The 22,901-nt window shown below is 54.6% G+C and carries 24 protein-coding genes; 1 reads left to right on the plus strand and 23 read right to left on the minus strand.

The genetic code is table 11. From position 1 onward, the window contains the following. Positions 1–71 precede the first annotated feature (71 nt). The 14 genes from BM299_RS06440 to mobA all read right to left on the minus strand — a co-directional run bounded on the left by BM299_RS06440 (position 72) and on the right by mobA (position 12,684). Positions 72–1,349 carry a hypothetical protein gene (locus tag BM299_RS06440; protein ID WP_092482648.1) on the minus strand — a complete coding sequence of 426 codons (1,278 nt, stop codon included), beginning with the start codon at positions 1,347–1,349 and terminating at the stop codon, positions 72–74. A gap of 9 nt (positions 1,350–1,358) precedes the next feature. After that, positions 1,359–1,883: a PilW family protein gene (locus BM299_RS06445; RefSeq protein WP_092482649.1), complete on the minus strand. Its 525-nt coding sequence runs from the start codon at positions 1,881–1,883 to the stop codon at positions 1,359–1,361. A gap of 5 nt (positions 1,884–1,888) precedes the next feature. Then, a complete protein-coding gene (locus BM299_RS06450) occupies positions 1,889–2,353 on the minus strand; it encodes a prepilin-type N-terminal cleavage/methylation domain-containing protein (protein WP_092482650.1) in 465 nt (154 codons plus the stop codon). A gap of 172 nt (positions 2,354–2,525) precedes the next feature. Then, positions 2,526–2,990, minus strand: a complete 465-nt coding sequence (locus BM299_RS06455; protein WP_092482651.1) for a type II secretion system protein — start codon at positions 2,988–2,990, stop codon at positions 2,526–2,528. 113 nt (positions 2,991–3,103) lie between these two features. Beyond that, the gene (locus BM299_RS19925) at positions 3,104–3,559 is read right to left on the minus strand and encodes a prepilin-type N-terminal cleavage/methylation domain-containing protein (protein WP_425429474.1); all 456 of its coding nucleotides are present in this window, start codon (positions 3,557–3,559) and stop codon (positions 3,104–3,106) included. Positions 3,560–3,591: 32 nt separating this feature from the next. Continuing rightward, the gene (locus tag BM299_RS06465) at positions 3,592–4,803 is read right to left on the minus strand and encodes a type II secretion system F family protein (protein WP_092482653.1); all 1,212 of its coding nucleotides are present in this window, start codon (positions 4,801–4,803) and stop codon (positions 3,592–3,594) included. A 119-nt stretch (positions 4,804–4,922) separates the two neighbouring features. Then, positions 4,923–6,029 carry a type IV pilus twitching motility protein PilT gene (locus tag BM299_RS06470; RefSeq protein ID WP_281246362.1) on the minus strand — a complete coding sequence of 369 codons (1,107 nt, stop codon included), beginning with the start codon at positions 6,027–6,029 and terminating at the stop codon, positions 4,923–4,925. Positions 6,030–6,056: 27 nt separating this feature from the next. Beyond that, the gene (locus BM299_RS06475; RefSeq protein WP_092482654.1) at positions 6,057–7,739 is read right to left on the minus strand and encodes a GspE/PulE family protein; all 1,683 of its coding nucleotides are present in this window, start codon (positions 7,737–7,739) and stop codon (positions 6,057–6,059) included. Positions 7,740–7,780: 41 nt separating this feature from the next. Then, positions 7,781–8,878, minus strand: a complete 1,098-nt coding sequence (gene aroB, locus BM299_RS06480; protein ID WP_092482655.1) for a 3-dehydroquinate synthase — start codon at positions 8,876–8,878, stop codon at positions 7,781–7,783. Further along, the gene (locus tag BM299_RS06485; RefSeq protein ID WP_092482656.1) at positions 8,875–9,396 is read right to left on the minus strand and encodes a shikimate kinase; all 522 of its coding nucleotides are present in this window, start codon (positions 9,394–9,396) and stop codon (positions 8,875–8,877) included. The genes aroB and BM299_RS06485 overlap by 4 nt, the downstream gene beginning before the upstream one ends. After that, entirely contained in the window at positions 9,396–10,556 is a 1,161-nt protein-coding gene (gene aroC, locus BM299_RS06490) for a chorismate synthase (protein WP_092482657.1), read from the minus strand. The genes BM299_RS06485 and aroC overlap by 1 nt, the downstream gene beginning before the upstream one ends. A gap of 76 nt (positions 10,557–10,632) precedes the next feature. After that, positions 10,633–11,538, minus strand: coding sequence for a shikimate dehydrogenase (locus BM299_RS06495; RefSeq protein WP_245779675.1), 906 nt, complete (start codon positions 11,536–11,538; stop codon positions 10,633–10,635). Next, a complete protein-coding gene (locus tag BM299_RS06500) occupies positions 11,528–12,058 on the minus strand; it encodes a YqeG family HAD IIIA-type phosphatase (RefSeq protein ID WP_092482659.1) in 531 nt (176 codons plus the stop codon). Before BM299_RS06500 ends, BM299_RS06495 begins: the two co-directional genes overlap by 11 nt. 26 nt (positions 12,059–12,084) lie before the next feature. Continuing rightward, positions 12,085–12,684 (minus strand): molybdenum cofactor guanylyltransferase, encoded by a 600-nt coding sequence (gene mobA, locus BM299_RS06505; RefSeq protein ID WP_165608207.1) that lies wholly within the window; start codon positions 12,682–12,684, stop codon positions 12,085–12,087. A 249-nt stretch (positions 12,685–12,933) separates the two neighbouring features. Between mobA and BM299_RS06510 the strand changes: the two genes are divergently transcribed. Next, entirely contained in the window at positions 12,934–13,164 is a 231-nt protein-coding gene (locus BM299_RS06510; RefSeq protein ID WP_165608208.1) for a glutaredoxin domain-containing protein, read from the plus strand. A 136-nt stretch (positions 13,165–13,300) separates the two neighbouring features. On the opposite strand, the gene BM299_RS06515 is transcribed toward BM299_RS06510, so the two are convergent. The 9 genes from BM299_RS06515 to BM299_RS06555 form a co-directional block, all read right to left on the minus strand. Next, on the minus strand, positions 13,301–13,501 hold the full coding sequence (locus BM299_RS06515) for an FmdB family zinc ribbon protein (protein WP_092482662.1): 201 nt from the start codon (positions 13,499–13,501) through the stop codon (positions 13,301–13,303). A 30-nt stretch (positions 13,502–13,531) separates the two neighbouring features. Next, the gene (locus tag BM299_RS06520; RefSeq protein WP_092482663.1) at positions 13,532–13,702 is read right to left on the minus strand and encodes a 4Fe-4S binding protein; all 171 of its coding nucleotides are present in this window, start codon (positions 13,700–13,702) and stop codon (positions 13,532–13,534) included. Between the two features lie 71 nt (positions 13,703–13,773). Beyond that, a complete protein-coding gene (locus BM299_RS06525) occupies positions 13,774–14,541 on the minus strand; it encodes a helix-turn-helix domain-containing protein (protein WP_092482664.1) in 768 nt (255 codons plus the stop codon). A gap of 184 nt (positions 14,542–14,725) precedes the next feature. Beyond that, positions 14,726–15,580, minus strand: a complete 855-nt coding sequence (gene ablB / locus BM299_RS06530) for a putative beta-lysine N-acetyltransferase (protein ID WP_092482665.1) — start codon at positions 15,578–15,580, stop codon at positions 14,726–14,728. 58 nt (positions 15,581–15,638) lie between these two features. Continuing rightward, positions 15,639–16,883 (minus strand): lysine 2,3-aminomutase, encoded by a 1,245-nt coding sequence (kamA, locus tag BM299_RS06535; protein ID WP_092482666.1) that lies wholly within the window; start codon positions 16,881–16,883, stop codon positions 15,639–15,641. Positions 16,884–17,052: 169 nt separating this feature from the next. Continuing rightward, complete coding sequence (locus BM299_RS06540) at positions 17,053–18,759, minus strand: peptidoglycan D,D-transpeptidase FtsI family protein (RefSeq protein ID WP_165608209.1); 1,707 nt, start codon at positions 18,757–18,759, stop codon at positions 17,053–17,055. A gap of 62 nt (positions 18,760–18,821) precedes the next feature. Beyond that, positions 18,822–20,042: a peptidase U32 family protein gene (locus BM299_RS06545; protein WP_092482668.1), complete on the minus strand. Its 1,221-nt coding sequence runs from the start codon at positions 20,040–20,042 to the stop codon at positions 18,822–18,824. Positions 20,043–20,066: 24 nt separating this feature from the next. Beyond that, positions 20,067–21,125 carry an endolytic transglycosylase MltG gene (gene mltG, locus BM299_RS06550; RefSeq protein ID WP_245779676.1) on the minus strand — a complete coding sequence of 353 codons (1,059 nt, stop codon included), beginning with the start codon at positions 21,123–21,125 and terminating at the stop codon, positions 20,067–20,069. Continuing rightward, positions 21,125–22,852, minus strand: a complete 1,728-nt coding sequence (locus BM299_RS06555; RefSeq protein ID WP_092482669.1) for a VanW family protein — start codon at positions 22,850–22,852, stop codon at positions 21,125–21,127. Before BM299_RS06555 ends, mltG begins: the two co-directional genes overlap by 1 nt. Between the last annotated feature and the right edge of the window lie 49 nt (positions 22,853–22,901).

Consider the following 22,901-nt stretch of genomic DNA (forward strand, 5'->3'; position numbering starts at 1 on the left):
TACAACACCCGTCGGATATTAGTAGTCGACTGAATAACTGGCAACACGTTATATTAATTGCTGGAGTTGCTTCAGTTACCAAAAACCGGATATAGTTCCTGCCAGTTGATTATTTTGGCGGTTACCGGGACGTAATTGTCCTGTGGGGCCAGGTCGCTTTCAAACTCCATGTCAAAATTGCCGCCGCCTCCCCCCTGGCTTCCGCCGCCCTGCCCGCCGCCGAAATTGGCTCCGGTGGCACAGACCGCCCCGTACAGCCAGGCGTTGCCCCAGGCCTGAAATGTCCCCCCGGCCATCAAGTTGGCGTAAACCGTACTGTTTTCAATCACCACATCGCCCGGGGCAATGAGAGTCAGGCTGCCGGCCGTGGGGTCCACCTGGCCCGTGTTATTGATGGGCGTTAAGTCACTGGAAACATTGATGTTGCCGGTGGCAAAGATTACGGCATCTCCCTGGTACATGCCCGAAATAGTTACATTACCATCCACATAATAAAAGCCGTTATATACATACACTGTTATTTCTTCCGTCTTATTTTTGTTTTGAGCAATGGTGATAGTATTTGTCCCGATGTTGTTGTTGGGAAAAACAAAGTTCGTACCGGAAGCGCCCGATGAATAAACGTGATCCATCCCGTAATCGCCGGCTTTTTGCATGTAATAGCCGGCCACCAGGTCGGGGAAAGGCGGGATATACGGGTAGTTGGTTATGCTTGTACCGCAGGAGGCGCTGCCGCTTAATTGCAGCCCGCCGGTGGTATACACCGGATTAGTACCGGTAACGCTCACGCTTCCCCCCAGGATCAGATCACCGTTGTAAATAAACGGGGTATCAAAGGTGGCGTTACCTTTTATCTCTGTTTGCACGGGTTCTTCCGGCAAAATGCTGAATCCCTTGAAGTAATCTTCCGCGGTGAACACCAGCAGGTTGGACTGCAGTGTTTTCTGCGCCGCCGGGTTACCCTGGCTGTCCAGGCTCCGGCCCACGGATTTCAGCAATACCGGCGTGCCGAAAATTTGCCCCGTCGCCTGGCCCTGCTTTGTCGCGGTCACCGTGAAACTTAACTCACCGGCCAATTGTGGGTCTATTGTTACCGGCACAGTGGTTTCCACTCCCTGGCTCAAACCGTTAAACCACTGGACATCGTTAATTACTTTGGCCATCGTTTTTTCCATGCCCATTTCGGCCGCGTACAAAGCCCGGGTAAAACTCTGCTCTCTGATGATATTGCCCCTGGTATGGCTGGTAATGACGCCCAGCGAGGCGGTCAGCACAAACAACGCCGCCAGTACCATCATTGTCAGCACCAGCGCCTGGCCGTCGTTGTTTTTTGCACCGGCGTTTCGCATATTAATCCCTCAATTTGCCCCGCGCAGCATGATGGTGGTGCTTACCCGCACCACGCCGCTTTTTCCCTTTTCCCCTTCCAGGGTGACGGTGAGCAGCTTAGTTTGCGCCCCGCAATTTGCCGGGCTCACGGAAATTCCGGTTACATAACGGGCCACGGGGTTGTTGCCCTCACCGCTGACCGCCCGGATCAGCTGGTAAGCTGCTTCAGGGTCGCCACTTGAGCTGCAGTAGTAGCTGATGGTTTTTAAGGCATTGTTTCTTTCCGCTTGGAAGGTGAGCCGGCCCCGGGGCTGGCTGGTATTATCGTAAGAAACAATGCTTTCCGCCTGCCGCAATTCCCGGGAAAGGCGGTTCATGCCGATACGCAGGTTTTCCTCGACCTCGGCCTTGTCCTGGCTGCGGTGCCAGGCTGTAACACTCGATAAAAAAAAGCTGTTCACCGCAGTAAATACAACGGACAGCAGGGCCAGGGCGACCATCATCTCCACCAGGGTAAAACCGTTATCGTTTCGCAACTTGCCAACATCCGGCACGTAATTCACCTCTTGGTCCTGGCCCCGGTTATTTGCACGCTTTTTTGCACATTCGACCCCGCTTCTGTATAGTAAACAGTAACACTGATGATTTTCATGGTATTGGGGTAGGTGTTATCGCTGCTCACATCCACGGTATAGCTGTAAGCGGTGCCCGCAGTGGGCAGCAAATCGTTCTGCCTGCCCTGGCTGAGTAGGTCCAGGGCTTGCGTATAGTTGTAAACGGCGTCCACCGCTTTAAGCTGGTTGTTAATGACCAGCAAGTCATTGATGGCGGAATAGTCCCGGCTCATAACTTCTTCCAGAATGCCCTGGGCCATCTCCAGGGCCACTGCTTTTTTTTCAGCGCTTTCCACCTGTTTTTTACCCATCAATAGGCTGGAATAAACAGGCAAGACACAAACCGATAAAATAAAAAGGGCCACCATCACTTCCACCAGGGTCATACCCCGCTTGTTACCAACCAACAAGAAAAGCCCTCCGAGCAATTTAAAATCCGGTTCATTAAACAAATCGTTACTATTTGGGTATTTGGAATTCGGCAGTCAGAATTCAGAATAATTTGAGATAATAAACCGCTCTTTCAAACCTTGCGCGTTTAAAAAAAGCACCCTGCCACTAACAAAAAAGCTGTGGTTGTTTTCAACTGTTTGACGGAGTGTCGCTGACCCGGGTGCGCCCGGTAATGGGGGTAACGATAACGTATTTAAAATCGCCCGTGACATCGCTCTGCAAAGTTACAAGGCCGCCCGCGGTGGGAGTGCCCCGCAGCGAAAAGTTAATAACATGATTATTAAAGTTTGTATGAGTTATGTCCACACCTGCCGGTACGGCAACTGTTCTGGCACCATCCGGGCCGTGGATAGTATAACTGTCATTGTCTAAATCAAAGGTTATGTAATACCCGCTGGTTTCCCTTTGCATGGAAATCTGGCCCAGCGTCCTGATTTCCTGCTGCAATTGCAGAGCGGCGGATTGCAGGCTGCGCCGGGCGTAAGATTTGTTCAGGTTGGGCACGGCAACGGCGGCAACCAGGGAAATAATCAGCATGACTACGGCCAGTTCCACCAGGGTATAACCTTTTCGGGAAATAAATTTTTTTAGCATAATACCCACCCAAAGGGGAGTTAGTTGGCGTATAAGAATATGGATGCCAAATTATACTTTGGCAGGCCATAATACAAGAAATTATGACCTGCCGTTGTCAAGGGACTAAAACTTTAAGACGAAGGATTGCTTGTGTATCCAGTTGTATCAGGTGCACTTCCCTTTGTCGGTTCTTGTGTTTGCGAACAATAAATTACCTGGTCAGCCATTTCCGATTTGGAAGAAATAAAATAATAAACGGGAGTTCCACCAGCTTTGTAGTAATACTTATACTGACCGCCCCATGGGTCATCTTTGGGCCACGTGACACCGTTTGCTAATAAAGCATCCTTTACACCATTGGCACCATCACCGGTGTCTGGATAACTGCTATTTTCCGTATAATACAACTCAATGGCATTTTTAAATGATTTTAGATCGCCCATAGCGGCTTTTTCTTTGGCTTTACCAGACTGCTTGGTAAACTGCGGTATGGCAATGGCCGCCAGGATACCGATGATGATTACCACAACCATTAGTTCAATCAACGTAAAACCCCGGTTGTTGCCCGGTAATTTGGCTTTTTTCACTGTTTTCACCTCCTCCCTCGCCAATATATTAATCATTCAACTGAACTCATAATACTGAACATGGGCAACATAATGGACATGATTATGAATCCCACCACGCCTCCCATGCCCACGATCAATACCGGTTCAATCATGGATGACAGCCTGGAAACTATGTCCTCAACTTCCCGGTCGTAAAATTGGGCGATTTTTTCCAGCATGGTATCCAGTGCGCCCGTTTCCTCCCCGATGGAAATCATGCGGGTGACCATGGGCGGGAAGATACCGGTTTTCTGCAGAGGCTGGGCGATGCCCTGGCCTTCCTTGACGCAGGCCGCCGCCTCTACAATAGCGTTTTCCACCAGCACGTTGCCCGCTATTTTTTTCACCACATCAAAGGCCTGCAGCAGGGGAACGCCGCTGGCCAGCAGAGTGCTCAACGTCCGGGCGAACCGGGAGATGATCATGCGCCTGATAAGCCCGCCGAACACCGGCAGCCGCAAAGACAGCCGGTCCACCAGCACCCGCCCCCGCCGGGTGGCGGTAAATCGCCGGTAGGCAAAACCGGCGGCCAGGAACAGCACCATGAATACATACCAGTAGCCGCGCATGATATTGCTGGCCCCCATGACTATTTTGGTCATCAGCGGCAGTTCAGCGTTGTATTCAGTCAACATTTTGACAAATGTGGGCAGCACAAACACCATCAACGCCGCCACGGCCAGTACGGCCACCACCACGACCACCGCCGGGTAGGTCATGGCCGACTTGACTTTCTCCCGCAGGTCGTGTTCCTTTTCAAAGTGGACGGCCAGCCTTTCCATTACGCGATCCAGGGCGCCGCTGATTTCCCCGGCCTCCAGCATGCTGACAAAAATCCGGGGAAACACCTTCGGGTAAGCCCGGGCCGCATCCGCCAGCGATTGGCCTTTTTCCAGCATTTCTAACATACCCTTGACGGCTTCCACCAGTTTCTTGTTGTCGATCTGGTGGATTAATATGTTCAAGCACTGGATGATGGGCACCCCGCAGCTGATCATGGTGGCGAACTGCCGGCAGAACAGCGCCAGGTCCTTGGTGCCCACCTTCGCCTCCAGGAACTGCAAACTGAACCCTACCGCTGGCCTGCCCGGCTTTATTTCCACCACGAAAAGGTTTTTTTCCCGGAGTATGGCCGAAGCGGCACCGGCGCTTTCCGCCGTCAAGCTGCCCCGGACGATTTTACCCTGCCTGTTTCTGGCCCGGTATACAAAAGTTTGGGCCATCAGCGACACGCCTTCCAAAAGTAAATTAAAAAATAACTAAGCAAAAATGAAATTTTTTTAACCGGAATGGTAATCATATACGACATTCTTCAGCTAATTCCTTCATTGACAGGCAAATATTACTTGCCACCCGCCAGGGTCTTCTGCATGGTTTCCGGGTCCGCGGCGCGGTTCAGCGCCTCTTCCCTGGAAATCATTTTCTTCATGTACAGCATGCGCAAGGACATATCCAATGATATCATGCCGAATTTGGCACCGGTTTGGATCTGGGAAGTTACCTGGTAGGTTTTTCCTTCCCGGATCAGGTTGCGGATGGCCGGGGTGGCTACCATAATTTCCAGGGCTACCACCCGCCCGGGCTTGTCAATACGGGGAATTAACTGCTGGGCCACCACTCCCTGGATGGTGTTGGCCAACTGCACCCGGATCTGCTGTTGCTGGTGGGGCGGGAACACGTCGATGATGCGGTCCACCGTCTGGGCGGCGCTGGAGGTGTGCAGGGTGCCAAACACCAGGTGGCCGGTTTCCGCAGCCGTAATGGCGATGCCGATGGTTTCGGGGTCGCGCATTTCGCCCACCAGGATTACGTCGGGGTCTTCCCGCATGGCAGCCCGCAGGGCATGGGCGAATGAGCGGCTGTCCTGTCCGATTTCCCGCTGGTTGATGATGCATTTCTTATGTGTATGAACAAATTCAATGGGGTCCTCCAGGGTAATGATGTGATGCCGGTGCTTGTTATTAATTAAGTCAATCATGGAAGCCAGGGTGGTGGATTTCCCGCTGCCGGTCGGCCCGGTCACCAGCACCAAGCCCCGTGGCCTTTCGGCCAGGTAACCTAACACCTCGGGTAAACCCAGTTCTTGAAAGGAAAGGATGCGAGAATTGATCAGCCTGATGGCCAGGGTGACATTATCCTGCTGTTTATAAGCGTTGACCCGGAAACGGCAAACACCGGGAATGGCGTAGGAAAAATCCAGGTCGCCCGTTTCCATGAATTGCTCGTACTGTTCCGGGTTCATGATTTGTTGGGCCAGCGCGGTGGTTTCACCGGGTGTTAGTTTTTTTATTTCCCCCTGGAGCGGACCTATTTTGCCCGCCCACTCCTGATCATCCAGTGGAATCAAAGAGCCGTACAGGCGAAAGGCGGGAGCGGAATTGACAGTAATATGTACATCGGAAACCCCGTTTTCCTTGGCCAGGGTTAACAACTCATCAATGTGCAGCAACCTTTAAATGCCTCCTTTAGGTATTTTTTAATATTCCGAGTATGCCACACGCATTACTTCCTGGATGGTGGTCAGGCCCCGCCTGGCCTTGATAATGCCATCCTGTTTAAGCGACATCATACCTTCCGCCAGCGCCTGCCGCCGTAATTTATCCGTGGGAACATTGCTCACGATCAGGGGGCGCAGCCCGGAAGTTACCGGCAGCACCTCGTGAATAGGCAGCCGCCCCCGGTAGCCCACGTCGCTGCATTTTTCACATCCCTTACCCCGGTACAGGGTAATTTCCTCTCCGGATCCGGCATTCATAAATTTGCGCTCGGGCGCGTCCGACGGCAGGCTGTAAGCCTCCCGGCAGTGGGGGCAAATCATCCGTACCAGGCGCTGCGCTACTACACCCAGCACCGACGAAGCCACCAGAAAAGGTTCGATGCCCATATCCACCAGCCTGGTGATGGCACCCGGGGCATCATTGGTGTGCAGGGTGGACAGCACCAGGTGGCCGGTGTTGGCGGCCCGCACGGCGATTTCAGCGGTTTCCCGGTCGCGGATTTCCCCCACCATGATAATGTCCGGGTCCTGGCGCAGAATGGAACGCAGGCCGGCGGCAAAGGTCATGCCGGCCTTGACATTCACCTGGGTCTGGTTGATGCCCTCCAACATGTATTCCACCGGGTCTTCCACGGTAATGATGTTTTTTTCCACGTCGTTGAGCTGGTTGATAACGGCGTACAGGGTGGTGGTTTTGCCGCTGCCGGTGGGACCGGTGATCAGCACCATACCGTAGCTGTTGCGCAGCGCTTCCTGGAACTTGACCAGGTTTTCCTCCAGGAAACCGAGTTGATCCAGGCGGTAACCGGCAATGCCGGTTTTGTCCAGAATCCGGGTCACCACCTTTTCACCATAAACGGTGGGCAGGGTGGAAACCCGCAGGTCGTAGTCCTTCTGCCCGAATTTTAACTTGATACGCCCATCCTGGGGCACCCTTTTTTCCGCGATATCCATTTCGGACATAATCTTGATACGGGAGATTACCGCTGCCTTGATTTTCCGCGGTAGTTGCATGGCTTCCCGGAGCACGCCGTCAATGCGGTAGCGCACCCTGATGCCCGCCGCGTGGGGCTCGATATGAATATCACTGGCCTTCTCTTCAATAGCCTTGATGATTATTGAGTTGACCAGGCGAATAATGGGCGCCTCATTGGCCATACTTTCTTCTTCCAGGCTAACCAGTTCGTCTTCGGGTTGCCCCATCCCCACGTCGAAGTCTTCAAAGGCTTTTTCGATATCCGGAATGCCGAAATGCTTCTGTATGACCGCCTCTATTTCTACTGTATCCGCCCACACCGGTTCGATTTCCATGCCCATGATCAGGCGCAGGTCGTCAACCGCCACCACATTGGCCGGATCGGCCATAGCCACAACAAGTTTTTTGCCTTCCTTGCGCAAGGGGATCGCTTTATACCTTTTTACCAGTTGTTCGGGAATCATGCGCAGCATGTCGGGGTCCAGGTTAGCAAGGGTTTCGCGCTGGGCGCCCACGGCGTCCATAACATCTTCTTCCAGGACAAAACCAAGCTTAATCAGTACCTGGCCGAGTTTTTCACCGGTCTTGGACTGGACTCTGAGGGCCTCCCAGAGTTGTTCCCGGGTAATCAAGCCCTTTTCAATCAGTTGATCTCCCAGCAATTTCTTGGAATTTACTGCAGCCAAGTGATCATCTCCCCCGCGCCGCGAATATGTAATTTATAACCTCAATCCGAGCCGGCCCGGCAGTTGTCAATAGCCCGGGCAATTGGTTCCTCGGCCATGCCGGGACGGATCACCGCCCTGCCGATGGCCGCAGGTAAAATAAAAGTAATTTGCCCGGCCCTGGTCTTTTTGTCGCCGTACATGGCAGCCATGACAGCGTCGGTGGAAATGTCTCCGGGCACTTCCAGAGGTAGACCGGCCCGAGCCAGCAAATTCCTTATCCTGTGCTCTTCATTTTCCTGCAGCAATCCCAGGTCCACCGCCAGGCGGGCTGCTACGGCAGTGCCGATGGCCACGGCCTCTCCGTGGCTGTAGCGGCCGTATCCGGCCAGCGCCTCAATGGCGTGCCCCACCGTGTGGCCCAGGTTCAAAATGGCCCGCTGTCCCTGCTCGGTTTCATCTTCCTCCACCACCCGGGCCTTGCTCAGGCAGGATTGTTCAATGACATGAGCCAGTGCCGCAGGTTCCAGCGCCAATACGTGATCGAGGTTATTTTCCAGCCAGGTAAAAAAAGCGGCATCCTTAATAATGCCGTACTTGATGACCTCCGCCAGGCCGGAACGCACTTCCCCGGCCCCCAGCGTGCGCAAGGTACCGGTGTCGGAAAGCACCAGCACGGGTTGGTAAAATGCACCGATAATATTTTTCCCCCGGGGGTGGTTCACCGCCACCTTGCCCCCCACGCTGCTGTCCACCTGGGCCAGCAGTGTAGTGGGGATTTGCACGAAAGGGACGCCCCTCATATACGTGGCGGCCACAAAACCGGCCAGATCGCCCACCACGCCACCGCCCAGCGCTACCACCGGGCAGCCCCGGTCCAGCCCGGCGGCAAATGCCCGGTCATAAAGCATTTCGGCGCTCTGCAGGGCTTTGTACTGTTCACCGTCGGGGATTAGCGCCCGGACAACGTCAATACCCGCCCGCGTTAAAGCGGCGGTTACACGGTCCGCGTAAAGACGCGCCACGGTTGGGTTGGTAACCAGCAGCGCCTTGCGCCCGGTCGGCAGGCCGGTCAACAAAGTGCCCGCGGCGTCTAAAACCCCCTGCCCGATAAATATGCTGTAAGAACGGTTGCCAAGGTTGATTTGCACATCTCTCATTGTAGATATCCCTTTTTTTTAATATAACGGTACATTTCGTTTATTGCCTCGCCGAAGGAAAGTTTGCCTGTGTCCACTGTAAATTCAGCCACATCGTAATAACCATCGCGCTCCTGCAGCAGTCGCAGAACATTTTCCCGCAGATCGCCCCGGCGCAACAGCGGCCGGCGTTTTTTGCTTTTCACCCGCTGCAGAAGGACTTCCGGCTCGGCCCACAATTTAATGAGCACACCGTTTTGTTTTAAAAGCTCTACATTTTCCTGGTTGAGCACCATGCCGCCACCCGTGGCGATCACCAACCCGGACTGTCCGGCCAGTTTCTGGGCCAGCAAGTTTTCTTCGGAGCGAAACCTAATTTCTCCGTCCCGGCGGAATATTTGCTCTACAGTTTTGCCGGTCACTTCCTCAATGGCGCTGTCTGTATCAACAAACCGGTAACCAAGACGCCGGGCCAGCTGCCGCCCCAGGGAGGATTTGCCGGTGCCCATAAAGCCAATCAATACAATGTTTTTTTTCATTAGAATCCTTTCTGGTACTCACGGTATTGGTCAACCCTTGTTTTGATTTCCCGCAGTGTTTCTCCGCCGAATTTCTCGAGCAGGGCCACCGCCAGCTCCCATGCCGCCACCGCCTCGCCTACCACGCAGGCTGCCGGCACGGCGCAGGTGTCCGAACGTTCCACCGAAGCCTCAAAGGGCTGCTTGGTGGCAATATCCACGCTGCGCAAGGGTTTATACAGGGTGGGAATGGGTTTCATGGCCGCCCGCAGCAGCAGCATCTCGCCGTTGGACATGCCCCCCTCGATACCGCCGGCGTTATTGGTTGCTCTGTAGAAGCCCCGCTCTGGTGCGTAATACAATTCATCGTGAACCTCCGACCCCCTGCAGCAAGCCGCATTAAAACCGGCACCCACCTCAACGCCTTTGATGGCCTGGATGCTCATCAGCGCTCCGGCCAGCCGGCCGTCCAGCGTGCGGTCCCGCTGCACGTAACTGCCCAGGCCCGGAGGCAGGCCGAAAACTTTGATTTCAAAAACACCGCCCAGCGAGTCCCCCTCTTCCCGGGCCCGGTCGATTTCCCCGATCATTTTTTCCGTTGCTGCGGGGTCGGCGCAGTATACCGGAGATTTACCCACCGCTTCCGCCAGTTCCGCGGCGGTAAGTGCGGGTTCTTGCGCCTGTATGGAGCCGATCCGCACCACGGAGCCCACTATGGCAACGCCCACCTCTTCCAGCAGGCGGCGGGCCACTGTGCCTGCCGCCACCCGGGCCGCGGTTTCCCGGGCGCTGGAACGTTCCAGCACGTTGCGCACGTCCCGGTGCCCGTATTTGATAGCACCGGTCAGATCGGCGTGCCCCGGCCGGGGCCGCGTCACAGCCCTGGTTTCCAGGTCGGCTTCCGGGCCCGGCGCCATTACCCGGTGCCAGTTCTCCCAGTCACGGTTTTCCACCACCAGGGTTACCGGGCTGCCCAGGGTCAGGCCGCCCCGCACCCCGGAAGTTATACAGACGCGGTCGGTTTCAATCTTCATCCGGCCGCCCCGCCCGTGCCCGCCCTGGCGTCTGGCCAATTGTTTGTCTATATATCCGGCCTCAAGAGGCAATCCCGCCGGCATCCCGTCCACGATGGCCGTCAGCGACGGGCCGTGAGATTCCCCGGCCGTAAGAAAACGCAGCATTCTCTCCCACCTTTGGTGCCGGGTGTTGAAAGGTTGATTTGTTGAAAGTTGATGCACCCGATTATTTTATATCAGCCTACCTGTACAGTTCCCGCCGCATAACCTCCAGCGGTGCGGCCCGGCCGGTCCAAATCTCAAAGGATAGCGCGCCCTGGTGCAGCAACATGCCGATACCGTTGGCAATTTCGGCTCCACTGCGGGCAGCCCGGTTCAAAAACGGTGTCAGGGGAGGATTATACACCAGGTCGTAGGCCAACTGCCCCTTGCCGGGCAACGCTTCCGGCAGCGGGAAATCAGCATCTGCCTTGCCCGCCATGCCCACCGGGGTGCAGTTCACCAGCAGCGCGGCCCGCCGGGCAAAATCCGCCAGATCACTGCCTGCGCTATCCCACTTGAACACGCGCACTTTTATTCCTGTCGCCTCGAATATAACCCGGGCCAGCGCTTCCGCCCTTTCCACCCGGCGGTTGACCAGGGCCAGTTCGGGGCACCCCGCGCGGGCCAGGGCAACCGCAACCGCCCGGGCCGAGCCTCCCGCCCCGAATACCAAAGCAGAACCTTTTGCCGGATTATAACGGTGGTCCTCCCGCAAGGCCCTGATAAAGCCCGGACCATCGGTATTGTGACCAACCAGTCTGCCCCGGTGGTTAACAACTGTATTGACCGCCCCGTACAGAACGGCGTCCCCCGCCAGTTCATCCAGGTAGGGCATGACCGCTTCCTTGTACGGCACAGTGACGTTCAACCCGGCAATGCCCAGGGCCCGGATGCCCGCCAAGGCCTCCGGCAAAAGCTCCGGCGGCGGTTCAAAGGGCACATACACCCCGTTCAACCCCGCCTCGCGCAGGGCCGCATTGTGCATAGCCGGCGAAAAACTGTGCCTGACCGGGTGACCAATAATGCCGTAAATCACAGTCTTGCCGTCAATAATAATACATCCCCCCTCAACAGACCGGCGTAGCATGCCTGGCCTAGCGGACATAGTATTTTTTGTCTTTGAGCGACACCCGCCGGGATATGCGGGCCAGCACCGGCTTTTCCAAACGCCGGTTGATCAACTTGGTGGCCCAAAATTCTTTGCCTTCCATGGGAACCACCAGTATGGTAAACAGGCCCAATCTGTTCCCCCCGAGAATATCGGTAAAAATCTGGTCTCCCACCACAGCGGTCTCCCCGGCGGTGACGCCCAGCAGGTCCAGGGCGCGGACAAACGCCTGGCGCAGGGGTTTTACCGCCCGCACTACGCAGGGTATCTGCAGGGGGGCGGCCAGACTGTTGACCCGGGAGGTGCTGTTATTAGAGACAATACACAGTTGAAAGCCTGTTTCTTTTAACTCTTGAAGCCATGCTGTTATTTCCGGGGAAAATTTATCCCGGTCCCTGGGCACAATCGTGTTGTCCAGGTCCAGCAGCAAGGCTTTAATGCCGTTTTTCCGCAGTTCTTCGGGCTTTATTTCAAGTATGGAAGGGACGTACATTCTGGGATACAATAAACGATGCATTGGGCCCCCCTGTTTGCTTAAAAATTCTATTCCACAATCAATTGCGCTTTTTTTATATCATCAGGTGTATTAACGTTGAAAAACACCTGCTCCAAATTTGGCTCAACAGCCCGTAAATCGGACTCTTCCACATACCTGACCCGAACCCGGTCGTAAAAACCGGTTATTTTGTTCTGCCCCCGGGCCAGCTGTCGTTCAATAACTTCTATGCAATTCTTTGTATAGACAGCGCATAACGGTTCCAGATACCCCCGGTAGCGGGGGACGGCCGCATCGTAACCCGCGGCGGCCCGGATGAGCAGGCCGCCCAGGCCTGCGCTGATAAAGGGCATGTCACATGCGGTAACCAGCGCCCGGGGGTAGGCGGCATGGACCAGCCCGGCGTGTATGCCGCCCAGCGGGCCGTGCCCGCCCATAATGTCACTGACCATCTTATCGCCGTACCGGGCGTAAAGCTCCGGGCGGGCGGTAACCACCAGTATTTCATCCACCAGGGTACACAAAACGCCGGCTATTCTCTCTATTATAAAATACGGCCCCACCTTCAGCAGGGCCTTGTCAGTACCCATCCGCGCGTTTTTACCACCGGCCAATATAATGCCGGATACTCCAGCCACTTTCCGCATCACCCGGTTTCCTCTCCCGTCAAATACAACCTGATTCTATTTTGCACCGCCAGGCGGTTTTATAAAACAACTATCTACCCGGAAAATGTATAACCAATCCTTAATTGTAATGTTAAATTCTATATAGTTTAGCATTTTCCTTTGTAAATTTTATCCATAAAATGCATATTATCATTCCCATTGGTTTTTCTTAATATATGCTTATGCTGTCGGGAACAATAAAGACAAAATGCAAAGGAGGTTAAATTTTTGGATACCGTCAAGGTTTATACCACACCCACATGACCGCACTGCAACACTGTGAAAGAGTTTCTTTCCCAAAAAGGCGTACTATTCCAGGAATTAAATGTAGCCGCCGATGCGGGCGCGCGCCAGGAAATGGTTTCCCGTACCGGCATGATGGCGGTACCCACGGTGGTCGTCGGCAATGAATATGTAGTGGGTTTTGACAAGGACAAATTGGAAAGAATATTGCACTGAGCAGGGGTAAAAAAAGGGGACAGGCACCGGTAAAAGGGGGACAGGTACCGATTCACAAAACGAATCGGAGCCTGTCCCCTTTACGGAGCCAGTCCCTTTTTTTCTCCGGCGCACGGCCGTTGTTATTTTAAATGCCTCAGCCGCCGCCGGCATACCCGCCGCCGGGAGCGGGTAGATCGCAAGCGCCACCGCCGGTGCGCACGGCGCAACCAGTGATAAGCTGCTGCACTTCTTTACTGCTGCAGGCGGGGCAGGTAACCTTGTCCTTTTCGCTGATGCTTACCAGTACGGTAAATTTGTGTCCGCAATCTGCACAGCGAAAATCGTAAGTAGGCATGGCGTAAAACCTCCTCCCGACAGGGAAATATCATAAAGTAATTGCTCCATTGGGGCAGGCAAAAACACACTCCTCACATTCAGTACACATTTTCGCGTTGACGTGAGCTGTCTTTACCTGCACGGAAAGCGCCCCCGACGGGCACATTTGTGTACAAACTCCGCAGCCGATGCATAAACCCTTAATAATTGTTACAGCCATATATAAATACCCCTTATTTTTATATGGCTATATTATAATATATAGATTTGTGTTTTGGCAATAATATTATTTTAATTAAACTCGGATTTCTTGAACAGCTGGATAAAGTTCAGGATAAACTGCAGTTCTTTTTCGTTTAAGTTGGTAATCAGGTTTAAAACGGACTGAACATTGGGATGCATCAGCAATTCGCGCAATTCCGGGTTCATCAGGCTGAGCATCTGGTCCACGGCGCCCGGCTCCATAATGAAATAGCAGGGGGAAACACCCATTACTTCAGAAATTTTCTCCAGTGTTTTCAGGGAAGGCTGTACCTTGCCGTGCTCTATCTGGCCAATTAAGCCCGCCGTCACCCCGGCCAGACCGGCCAATTGGGCCTGGGTTAAGCCGTATTCCTCCCGCAACGCTTTTAATTTATGGCCCAGCGAACCTTCGTGGCCCATTATTGAGGATACCGATACTTCCAGTCCGAAGGCAATGCGCTTGAGAGTATTCAGGGAAGGATATACGCTACCCCTTTCAATTTCACTTAAATAAGAAAGGGATATTTCCGCCCGCTGGGCCAGATCCTGTAATGATAAATTTTTGTCCCCCCGAAGCAGGCGAATCTTATCCCCTATGGAAAGCCCGGTTTCAGTAACATCTCCCTTGATAAGCTGGGTTTTGGCCACATTTAGCGCGGCTGCCAGTTTATCTATGGTTTTTAAGGAAGGTCTTTTGGAACCCCGTTCAATTTCGCTGAGGTAAGAAAGGGACAAGTTGGACCTTTTTGCTAAATCCTGCAGGGTATAGCCCCGCTCCTCCCGCAGCGCCCTAATCTGCTCTCCCCTAACTATCATATTAAATAACACTCCCAATAATTGCACAATAGTAATACTATAATGTTACGATATTTTTACTAATTAGTCAATCTGGGCGAAAAAAGGGACTGGTACTTTTTTCAAAATGCGAAAAAGGCAAAAAAGGGGACAGGCACTTTTTTCAAAAAACGAAAAAAGAGCCAGTCCCCTTTTTTGCAACCGTTTAACTGGCGTATTTGACCCAGATATTCATATCTTCGTAGGCGCCGCTGATGTGGCAGTTGTTTATCAAAGTGCCCTGGTAACGGTAACCCAACCGGTGAAACACCAGGTTCATCCCATAGGAGGAAGCCCGGGCCAGGCTGTACAGGCACTTGATGCCCCGGGCCAGGCATTCACTTTCCAGCGCGGCGATGATGCCGCTCATGAGGCCGCTGCCCCTGCTGGCCGGCAGGGTGGCACAATTGGTGAGTTCAGCGTTGCGGTAAGCCCAGTCCACTTCCGCTGCGGCCACACTGATGATGTCCTGACCGCGCCGCACAGCCTTGAATAACGCCGTTTTACCCAGCACGGCGGCCAGGTAATCCGGCTGATCCACCGGGCTGGGGTATGTGGCAAATACTTTTTTAAAAATAGATGTAAGGGCCGGGATATCTCTGGTAGTGGGGGTAACAATTTGGTGCTCGCATGGTAAAAAATGCGGTTTTCGATGGGAGCGCTCGCTAATTTGTCTGACTAGATCCATATATTCCGTTAAGCGGGGGCTGATGGAACGTTCAGGTTTCAGGTAATAAGTCAAAAAGTACGCGGTTTGTCCGTTGAAATACCCGTCAATCCAGCCCTCCATGGAGAACCCCTGTCCTTTTAGTTCATCATAGTGTTTTGCCCGAACGGGGAAAATTATCTTTTCCAGCCCGTGGTTCGAACAAGCGCCGGCAATAAACCGGGCCAGTTTAGCCGGGTCATGGTAAGCATAATTTTTTACCCAGGCCCGCTTACTGAATTCATCCACCAACAGCTTCACTTTAAAGGTTTGCGTATCTTCGGTAATTATATTTTGCTTTTGCGGTGCAAACATTTTTCCCTCCTTATTTTCCCTTTAATGGCAGATCCGCCCTGGCGGGCGGACCAATAATTTAACCGGCGGCTTTCCTGGATGGTTGGATTTCCAGGGCCACTTCATTGCCTTTCATTAACCCCGCAGGGCCGGGGCTGTTTTTCCCTTTTTTATTATTGCAGTCTTCGCAGTGGCAGTCAGCGTCATATCCTGCCGGCTCGGTGTATGAATATACATTGCCTTCAAAGTTGCGCAAAATGACTTTATTGTCCGAGCGGGAAATGGCATACTGAGGCATGACGGGTATCTTGCCGCCGCCGCCCGGCGCGTCCACCACGTAAGTGGGAACCGCCAACCCGGTGGTATGCCCCCGCAGGTTTTCCATGATTTCTATGCCTTTGCCCACTGATGTGCGAAAATGCCCGATCCCGCGGGAAAGGTCGCACTGGTACAGGTAATACGGCCTCACCCGCATCATCATTAACTGGTGCAACAGTTTTTTCATTATGTTGGTGCAGTCATTGATTCCCCGCAGTAATACCGACTGGTTGCCCAGCGGTATACCGGCATCGGCCAGCCGTTCACAGGATGCTTTGGACGCGAGGGTAATTTCAGCGGGGTGATTGAAATGGGTATTGATCCACACCGGATGATATTTTTGCAACATGGCGCAAAGTTCCGGGGTAATGCGCTGGGGCAGCACCACCGGTGTCCTGGTGCCGATACGGATAATTTCCACATGCTTGACGGCCCTGAGCCGCCGGATGATATATTCCAAATGTTCGTCAGACAGAGTCAGCGGGTCGCCGCCCGAAATCAACACATCTCGAACCTTTTTGTTATTTTGAATGTACGCTATGGCCCGGTCCACCTGGGCCCGGGGCAGCGCGCGATCCTTTCCGCCCGCCATCCGGCGCCTGGTACAGTGCCGGCAGTACATGGAACACTGATCCGTGACCAGCAGCAGCACCCGGTCGGGGTAACGGTGCGTAATGCCGGGTACCGGTGAGTCCACGTCTTCATGCAGCGGGTCGCTCATATCGGCCTCTTCAAAGTTGAGCTCATCTATGGTTGGCACGGCCTGGCGCTTGATCGGGCAATCTTTGTTGGAAGAGTCAATCAGGCTGGCGTAATAAGGGGTTATTGCCATGCGGAAATGTTTCAGGCAGCGACTTATTTCCCCCGCTTCCTCGTCCTGGATGCCCAGCACTTCCCGCAGCTTATCTACACTGGTAATCCGGTTCCTGATTTGCCAGCGCCAGTCGTTCCAGTCACTGGCCGGCACGTCCTGGTAATACGGGACACGATTAAAATCTTCTTGCAATCCTAGACCTCCTACTTTATATTATTTTTCCTTCCGACAACTTATTATAATCACAAAAGTTGTTGTAAGCAACTCCCAAAACATGCCGGCAATTATGTTCATTGGTTAATTACTGTAATTTATGGCAGATTACCGGCACACCCTGAGTTTTACTCAAAGTATAGCCGGTTTATTGTATTTTCATAATGCGTGACGCGATATCCCTGAATACCGGAGCGGCGGTATCACCACCGCTCCGCCCGCTGCACACCAGCACGGTGATCACGTAGCGGGGGTTCTCAGCAGGTACGTAACCGGAAAACCAGGCGTTCACCGGCCCATTCTCGCCAGCCACCTGGGCCGAGCCGGTCTTACCCGCGCTGCCCCATTCCGGTACGCCGGCCTTTCGACCCACACCGGAAATCGTTACCATGCGCAACAAACTGTTCAAGCGCGCCGCCGTATCCTGGTCGATGGCCCTGCGGGGAAGCGACCCGGTAATCTTTTCGACCAGATGGCCCGCACCGTCGCTGAGACCGGTCACCAGGCGGGGGGTATGGTAAATACCGCCGCAGGCTAAGGCATTCATCATGGCGGTCACCTGCACCGGAGTAACCAGCACCGGTCCCTGCCCGACACTGCTGTTGGCCAGGCTGTATGGTTTACCAATTAAAGATAAATCCTGTCTGGTATCTTTTTTAACCGGATAGCCGGTGATTTGCTGGTTATCCAAGCCCAGTTTGCCGGCGTACTCAATGATGCTGTCCGCACCCAGCCGGCGCCCGATTTCCACAAAGACGGGATTGCAAGATAAAGCGAAGGCATCGGCAAAGCTGATGTGCCCGTGCCCGCCCTCATTCCAGCAGCGTACCGGTTCCGCGCCGGCACCGGCACAATAAAACATAGTATCTTCCCGCACCAGCCCTTCTTCCAGGGCGGCGGCCGCCAACACCGTTTTGAAGACCGATCCCGGTTGATACAGCGATGTACTGTGGTCAATAAAGATTTCCCCGGCTGCTTTTTGCACGCTTTGAGCCATTTCCCGCGGGTCCGGGTGGTAGTCGGGGCGACTGGCCATGGCTAAAATGTCCCCCGAACCCGCCTGCATTACCACCACCGCTCCGTTGTCAATCTGCCGGTCCATAACCTGCTCTACAATGCGCTGTATACGCGAGTCGATGGTGGTAACGACATTGCGACGCTCCGGGTCGATGCCCGCGCTGTCCACCAAAAGACCTGGGCCTTCTATAACCCGGCCCCGGGCGTCCACCGGCACCCGGGCCCACCGCACGGCACGGCTGCCCTTTAGCTGTGGTTCATAAAAATATTCCAGGCCCGACTGCCCCACCCAATCGCCCAGGCGGTAATTTTTGCTGCTTTGTTTCTCTAGCCGCGTGTATTCCTGCTTACTGGAAATCTTGCCCAGGTAGCCGGTGACATGCACGGCCAGCGGGTTGCTGCCATAACGCCGGTACACCGGCAGCAGGTACACCCCGGCCGGTTTGTCGTCCTGTAGTTGTCGCAATTCGGCACTTGTCAACGATCGGTCAATGTAAAAAGCGCCCCGGCGCATTTTTTTGGCCAGATCTGCAGTATCCATACGTAAAAGGGCTGCCAGCTTTTTTATTATATGGTCCGGGTTATTCATCAATGACGGGAAAATCACCACCCGGTTGGTGTAGTGCCCCCCCGACAGGGGGACGCCATGCCGGTCGGTGATTTCACCCCGCACGTACTCTTCCAAGGCAACTTCCTCCGAGCGCATGTGCAACGCCTGCACGGCCAGTGCATCGCCGTGCACCAGTTGAATATTGTACATATGGGCCAGCACGCCGACAAAGGCCGCCACGATAAACCCAAAAGAAGCCACCATGCGGCGCCGGCGGATTAACAACAAAACAAAAACCCCCTTTCCAGAAATCACCATACATTTATATGGTGACCCTAAGACAAGGGGTATTATACATGGTCGGACCTGCGCAGCAGGGAGTATTCCGGCAACGGCCGGGGCCAGGGCAGCAATACCGTTTGCCGGGGGTGCGGCGCCGCCTCCACCGGGTTACCTTCCCCATCCAGCAGGTTCTCAACCGTAAAAGTATATGTTTTTTCACCGGGTGTCAAAATCTCCAATTCTTCGCCCCGGGCAAACCGGTTGCGCTGTTCCACCACCACCGTGCCGAGCCGTTGGTCATAACCCCGCACCACACCGACAAATGTATAATTACGCCGGTAGATGGAATAAACCGGCGGCGTTTCGCCGGGACGAACGCCGCTGATGAAACCGGTGGTATATTCCCGGTTGCTCACCTTGCTGATTTCCTCCAGCCACTCCGGCAGGACCCGGAAACGCTCCGGGTCGGCCCAGTAAGCGTCCAGCGCCTGCCGGTAAACCCGGGTGATGGTGGATACGTAATGAATGCTTTTCACCCGTCCCTCTATTTTTAATGCCACCACCCCGGCCCGTACAAGGTCGGGCAGGTATTCCAGCAAGCACAGGTCCCGGGAACTGAGGATATAAGTGCCCCTCTCGTCCTCCCCCACCGGAAAATATTCACCCGGTCTTTTTTCTTCCTCCAGCCGGTACTTCAAGCGACAGGCCTGGGCGCAATCGCCCCGGTTGGCGTCCCGGCCGGTCATATAATTGCTTAGCAGGCAGCGGCCCGAATAGGAAACGCACATGGCGCCGTGCACAAAAACCTCCAGTTCCACACCGGTCCGCTGCCGGATAGTTTGTATTTCCTCCAGGCTCAACTCCCGGGCCAGCACAATGCGCCCGGCCCCCAGCGACTCCCACAGCCGGGCGCTGCGCCAGTTGGTGGTGTTGGCCTGGGTGCTGATATGCACCTTCAGGCCGGGCGCCAGTTCCCTCACCAGAGTGAGCACCCCCGGGTCGGAGACAATTACCGCGTCCACGCCGATGCCGGCAAGCTGGTTTATGTACCGGGGAAGGGCTTCGATATCGCGGTTGTGGGCAAAAATATTCACGGTTACGTACACCTTGACGCCGCGGCGGTGGGCATATTCCACCGCCCGGGCTATGGCCTCCGGGTCAAAGACAGCCGCCGCCGCCCGCAGACCGAAACCGGTGCCGCCCAGGTATACGGCATCCGCCCCGTAGGCTATGGCATACGCCAATTTTTCCGGGCTGCCCGCGGGCGCCAGGATTTCCGGTTTTTGCAAGCTATCACCCCCATTGTGGGTTTACTACCGGTATTTCTCGATATTTCTATTATGCCCCGCCAGCGTTCGGGCAAAGGCGTGGGTTCCGTCGGGTTTGGCCACGTAATACAAGTAATCGTTTTCTTCGGGCGCTATGACTGCTTGCATTGACGGCCAGCCGGGATTTGCGATGGGGCCCGGAGGCAGTCCGCTGGTTTTGTATGTATTGTACGGCGAGTCCACTTCCAGGTCTTTATATAACAGTTTTTCCTTCGGTTTGCTGAGGGCGTAACGCACCGTGGCGTCAATCTGCAGGGGCATGCCCAGCCGCAGGCGGTTGAATATCACCCCCGCGATGCGGGCCCTTTCCGAGTCCACCCTTGCTTCCCGCTCCACCATGGAGGCTATGGTCACAGCCTCGTGCAGGGTTAATCCCCTGGCTGCGGCCCGCCGCGCGTAATCATGCTCGGTTATAACCTGTTCAAATTTCTGCAGCATCATAGCCACTATCTTTTCCGCCCCGGTATTGGTACCCAGGTAATAGGTATCGGGGTACAGGTAGCCGTCCAGACCCCACCGACCGACGGCAGCGCTATCCAAAAAGGAATAATCCCACCGGCGGGAAACGGCCTGCAAAAATTCTTTCCGGGTTACCACCCCTTTTTCTTCCAGCAAACCGGCGATCTGTTCCACGGTATAGCCTTCTGGAACCGTTATTTTAACCCGGTCGGGCGGACCCTTGATTAATTCCTGCAGGATACCGGAAACAGACATGGCTGAACTCAGTTGATAAGAACCGGGTTTCAGGTTGCCGTCCAAGCCGTTCACCCTGGCGTACAGGCGAAATGCCAGGGCGCTGCGGATGATGCCCCTTTCCGCCAGCAAGTCGGCGACGCGGGCCGTGGAGGCATTCTTCGGCACGGTTACCGACACTTCTACGTCGTTGGCGGCGTTTACCGGCATCAGCGACACTCGCACCGCCAGCCAAAGGCCCAAGGTGGTAAAAATTACAAACAAAGCTGCCAACAAGCTCAATCGGAAAAACACATTGAATTTTTTACTTTTTCGGGAAAATCCTCTTGCATACATTATTTTGCCTTTCATTACCGGTTACCCGTTTGCACACTTTGCTGCCGCCCTACCCCGGGCGGCACCGCCTGCTCATTTTCAGGCGCGCCGGCGGTATTTTCAGCGCCCCGTGCGGCATTGCCGCCGCCGTTAGGTGCACCCTGTACCGGCGGGTTATTTTCATGATTGTCTTCCCCGCCGTTCACCCCGCCCGTCCCCGGCGATTCCGACTGAGCGGTTTCTGCGCCGGTCCCACCCCCGAAGCCATCGCCTGCTTCAGGTGAAAACGGCTGATCGCTGCCAACTTCGCCAGGCCCAGCCCCGGCATCGTCGCCGGCCTGCCCTGCAGGGGTACCCTGCACCGGCTGTTGAAGCGTATCCGGATTTAATTCCGCATCGGACGGTATTACCACCGAAGGTTTAACTTCGGCCGTGCCGACGGCGATTATGCGGTTCACCGGCCAGTAATAGCTGGCGGGCAATGCTTCTGCAATTTTTTCGTCGTTTTGCCAGATATACCGCACCGCTTTCGCTTTGTAACCCTTGCTGCCCTGTTGCTTGACCACCTGCTCCCCCCTGGCCAGGTGCGGATCTTTCTCGTAAATCACCTCGGGTTCAATGGTTTCCGTCACCCAGCTGGCCACTTCCACCCGGGGCGTGATTTCCTTATTGCCGTAAATCTTAATGCTCAAGGTATTGCCGGTGACCTGCGACTTGATATAAACGTAATAATCCCGGTTGTTCACAAACCGGAAGTCGATGGCATCGTAAACCACCGTGGCGTCCCGGCCAATGGGCACGTAGCCTATGGGCAGCGAGTGATTGCTCCGGTCCGTCACCTTCAGATTGGCTAAAAGCACTGCGTTATACAGGGTGGAGGAAACCTGGCACACCCCGCCGCCCAGCCCCTGCACCAGTTCATTATTGACTATTACATTGGCGTTTTTGTAGCCGGCCTCCGAACTACGCGGCCCCACCACCCGGTTGAAGGAGAATTCTTCCCCGGGGGCAATCAACAACCCGTCCAGCGCCGCCGCCGCCACTTTGATATTATAAGTACGCCCTGCCTGCCCGCTGTCAAATTGCGTGGCATACCGGGCCACCAGCCCGTTGATGCCCATGGCCGCAATATCCTCGGTGGTGCGCTGCGGCGGCACCGAGAGCAACGGCAGTTCCACCTCGGCGTTTTGCATGTCACCGCCGGTCAGCGCCTGAGCAATATTTTTATGCAGGACGACAAAGTTCACTTTCGTGCCCATGCGGCCGGGAACTATTTTGACACTGTCATCCGGCATTATTTGGAAACCTGCATTGACCGGTTCCATAATTATTTCCCCGGCCAGTTCCGTAATTCCTTTTTCCAGCCTGGACCGGTCAATTGTCACATCCGGTTTGATATTGATGCCGTCCCGCTTCACCCGCCGCCTTTCACGCCACTGGTGCAAAATGGACCCGGTATGGCCTACCGTCAGCGCCTTTTGCAACGTTTTTTCCGTATCCAGGCGTACCCCCAGCGACCCTGCATCCACCGTCCAAGCATGGTCCCCGTACCTGAGGGCAATATTGCTGCCGGCCAGTTTGTCGGCCAGGGCGGTTAACTTTTCCCCGGCCTGCTCTCGGGACAGGCCGCTTAAATCCACCGGTCCCACGTACACGCCGTTGATTATTTTTTCGCTGATAGCAAAGGAAGCACCTGAAAAATTTAAAAAAACGCCGGCGATAATTAAAACGGTAATAACTAAAATTATAGTTATACGACGCACCGGTAAGCCCCCTCATTAAAATAAAATAAAGCTGGCATCGAAAGTTTCA

Origin of the sequence: Desulfoscipio geothermicus DSM 3669, from assembly GCF_900115975.1 — a bacterium.
GTDB lineage: Bacteria > Bacillota > Desulfotomaculia > Desulfotomaculales > Desulfallaceae > Desulfoscipio > Desulfoscipio geothermicus.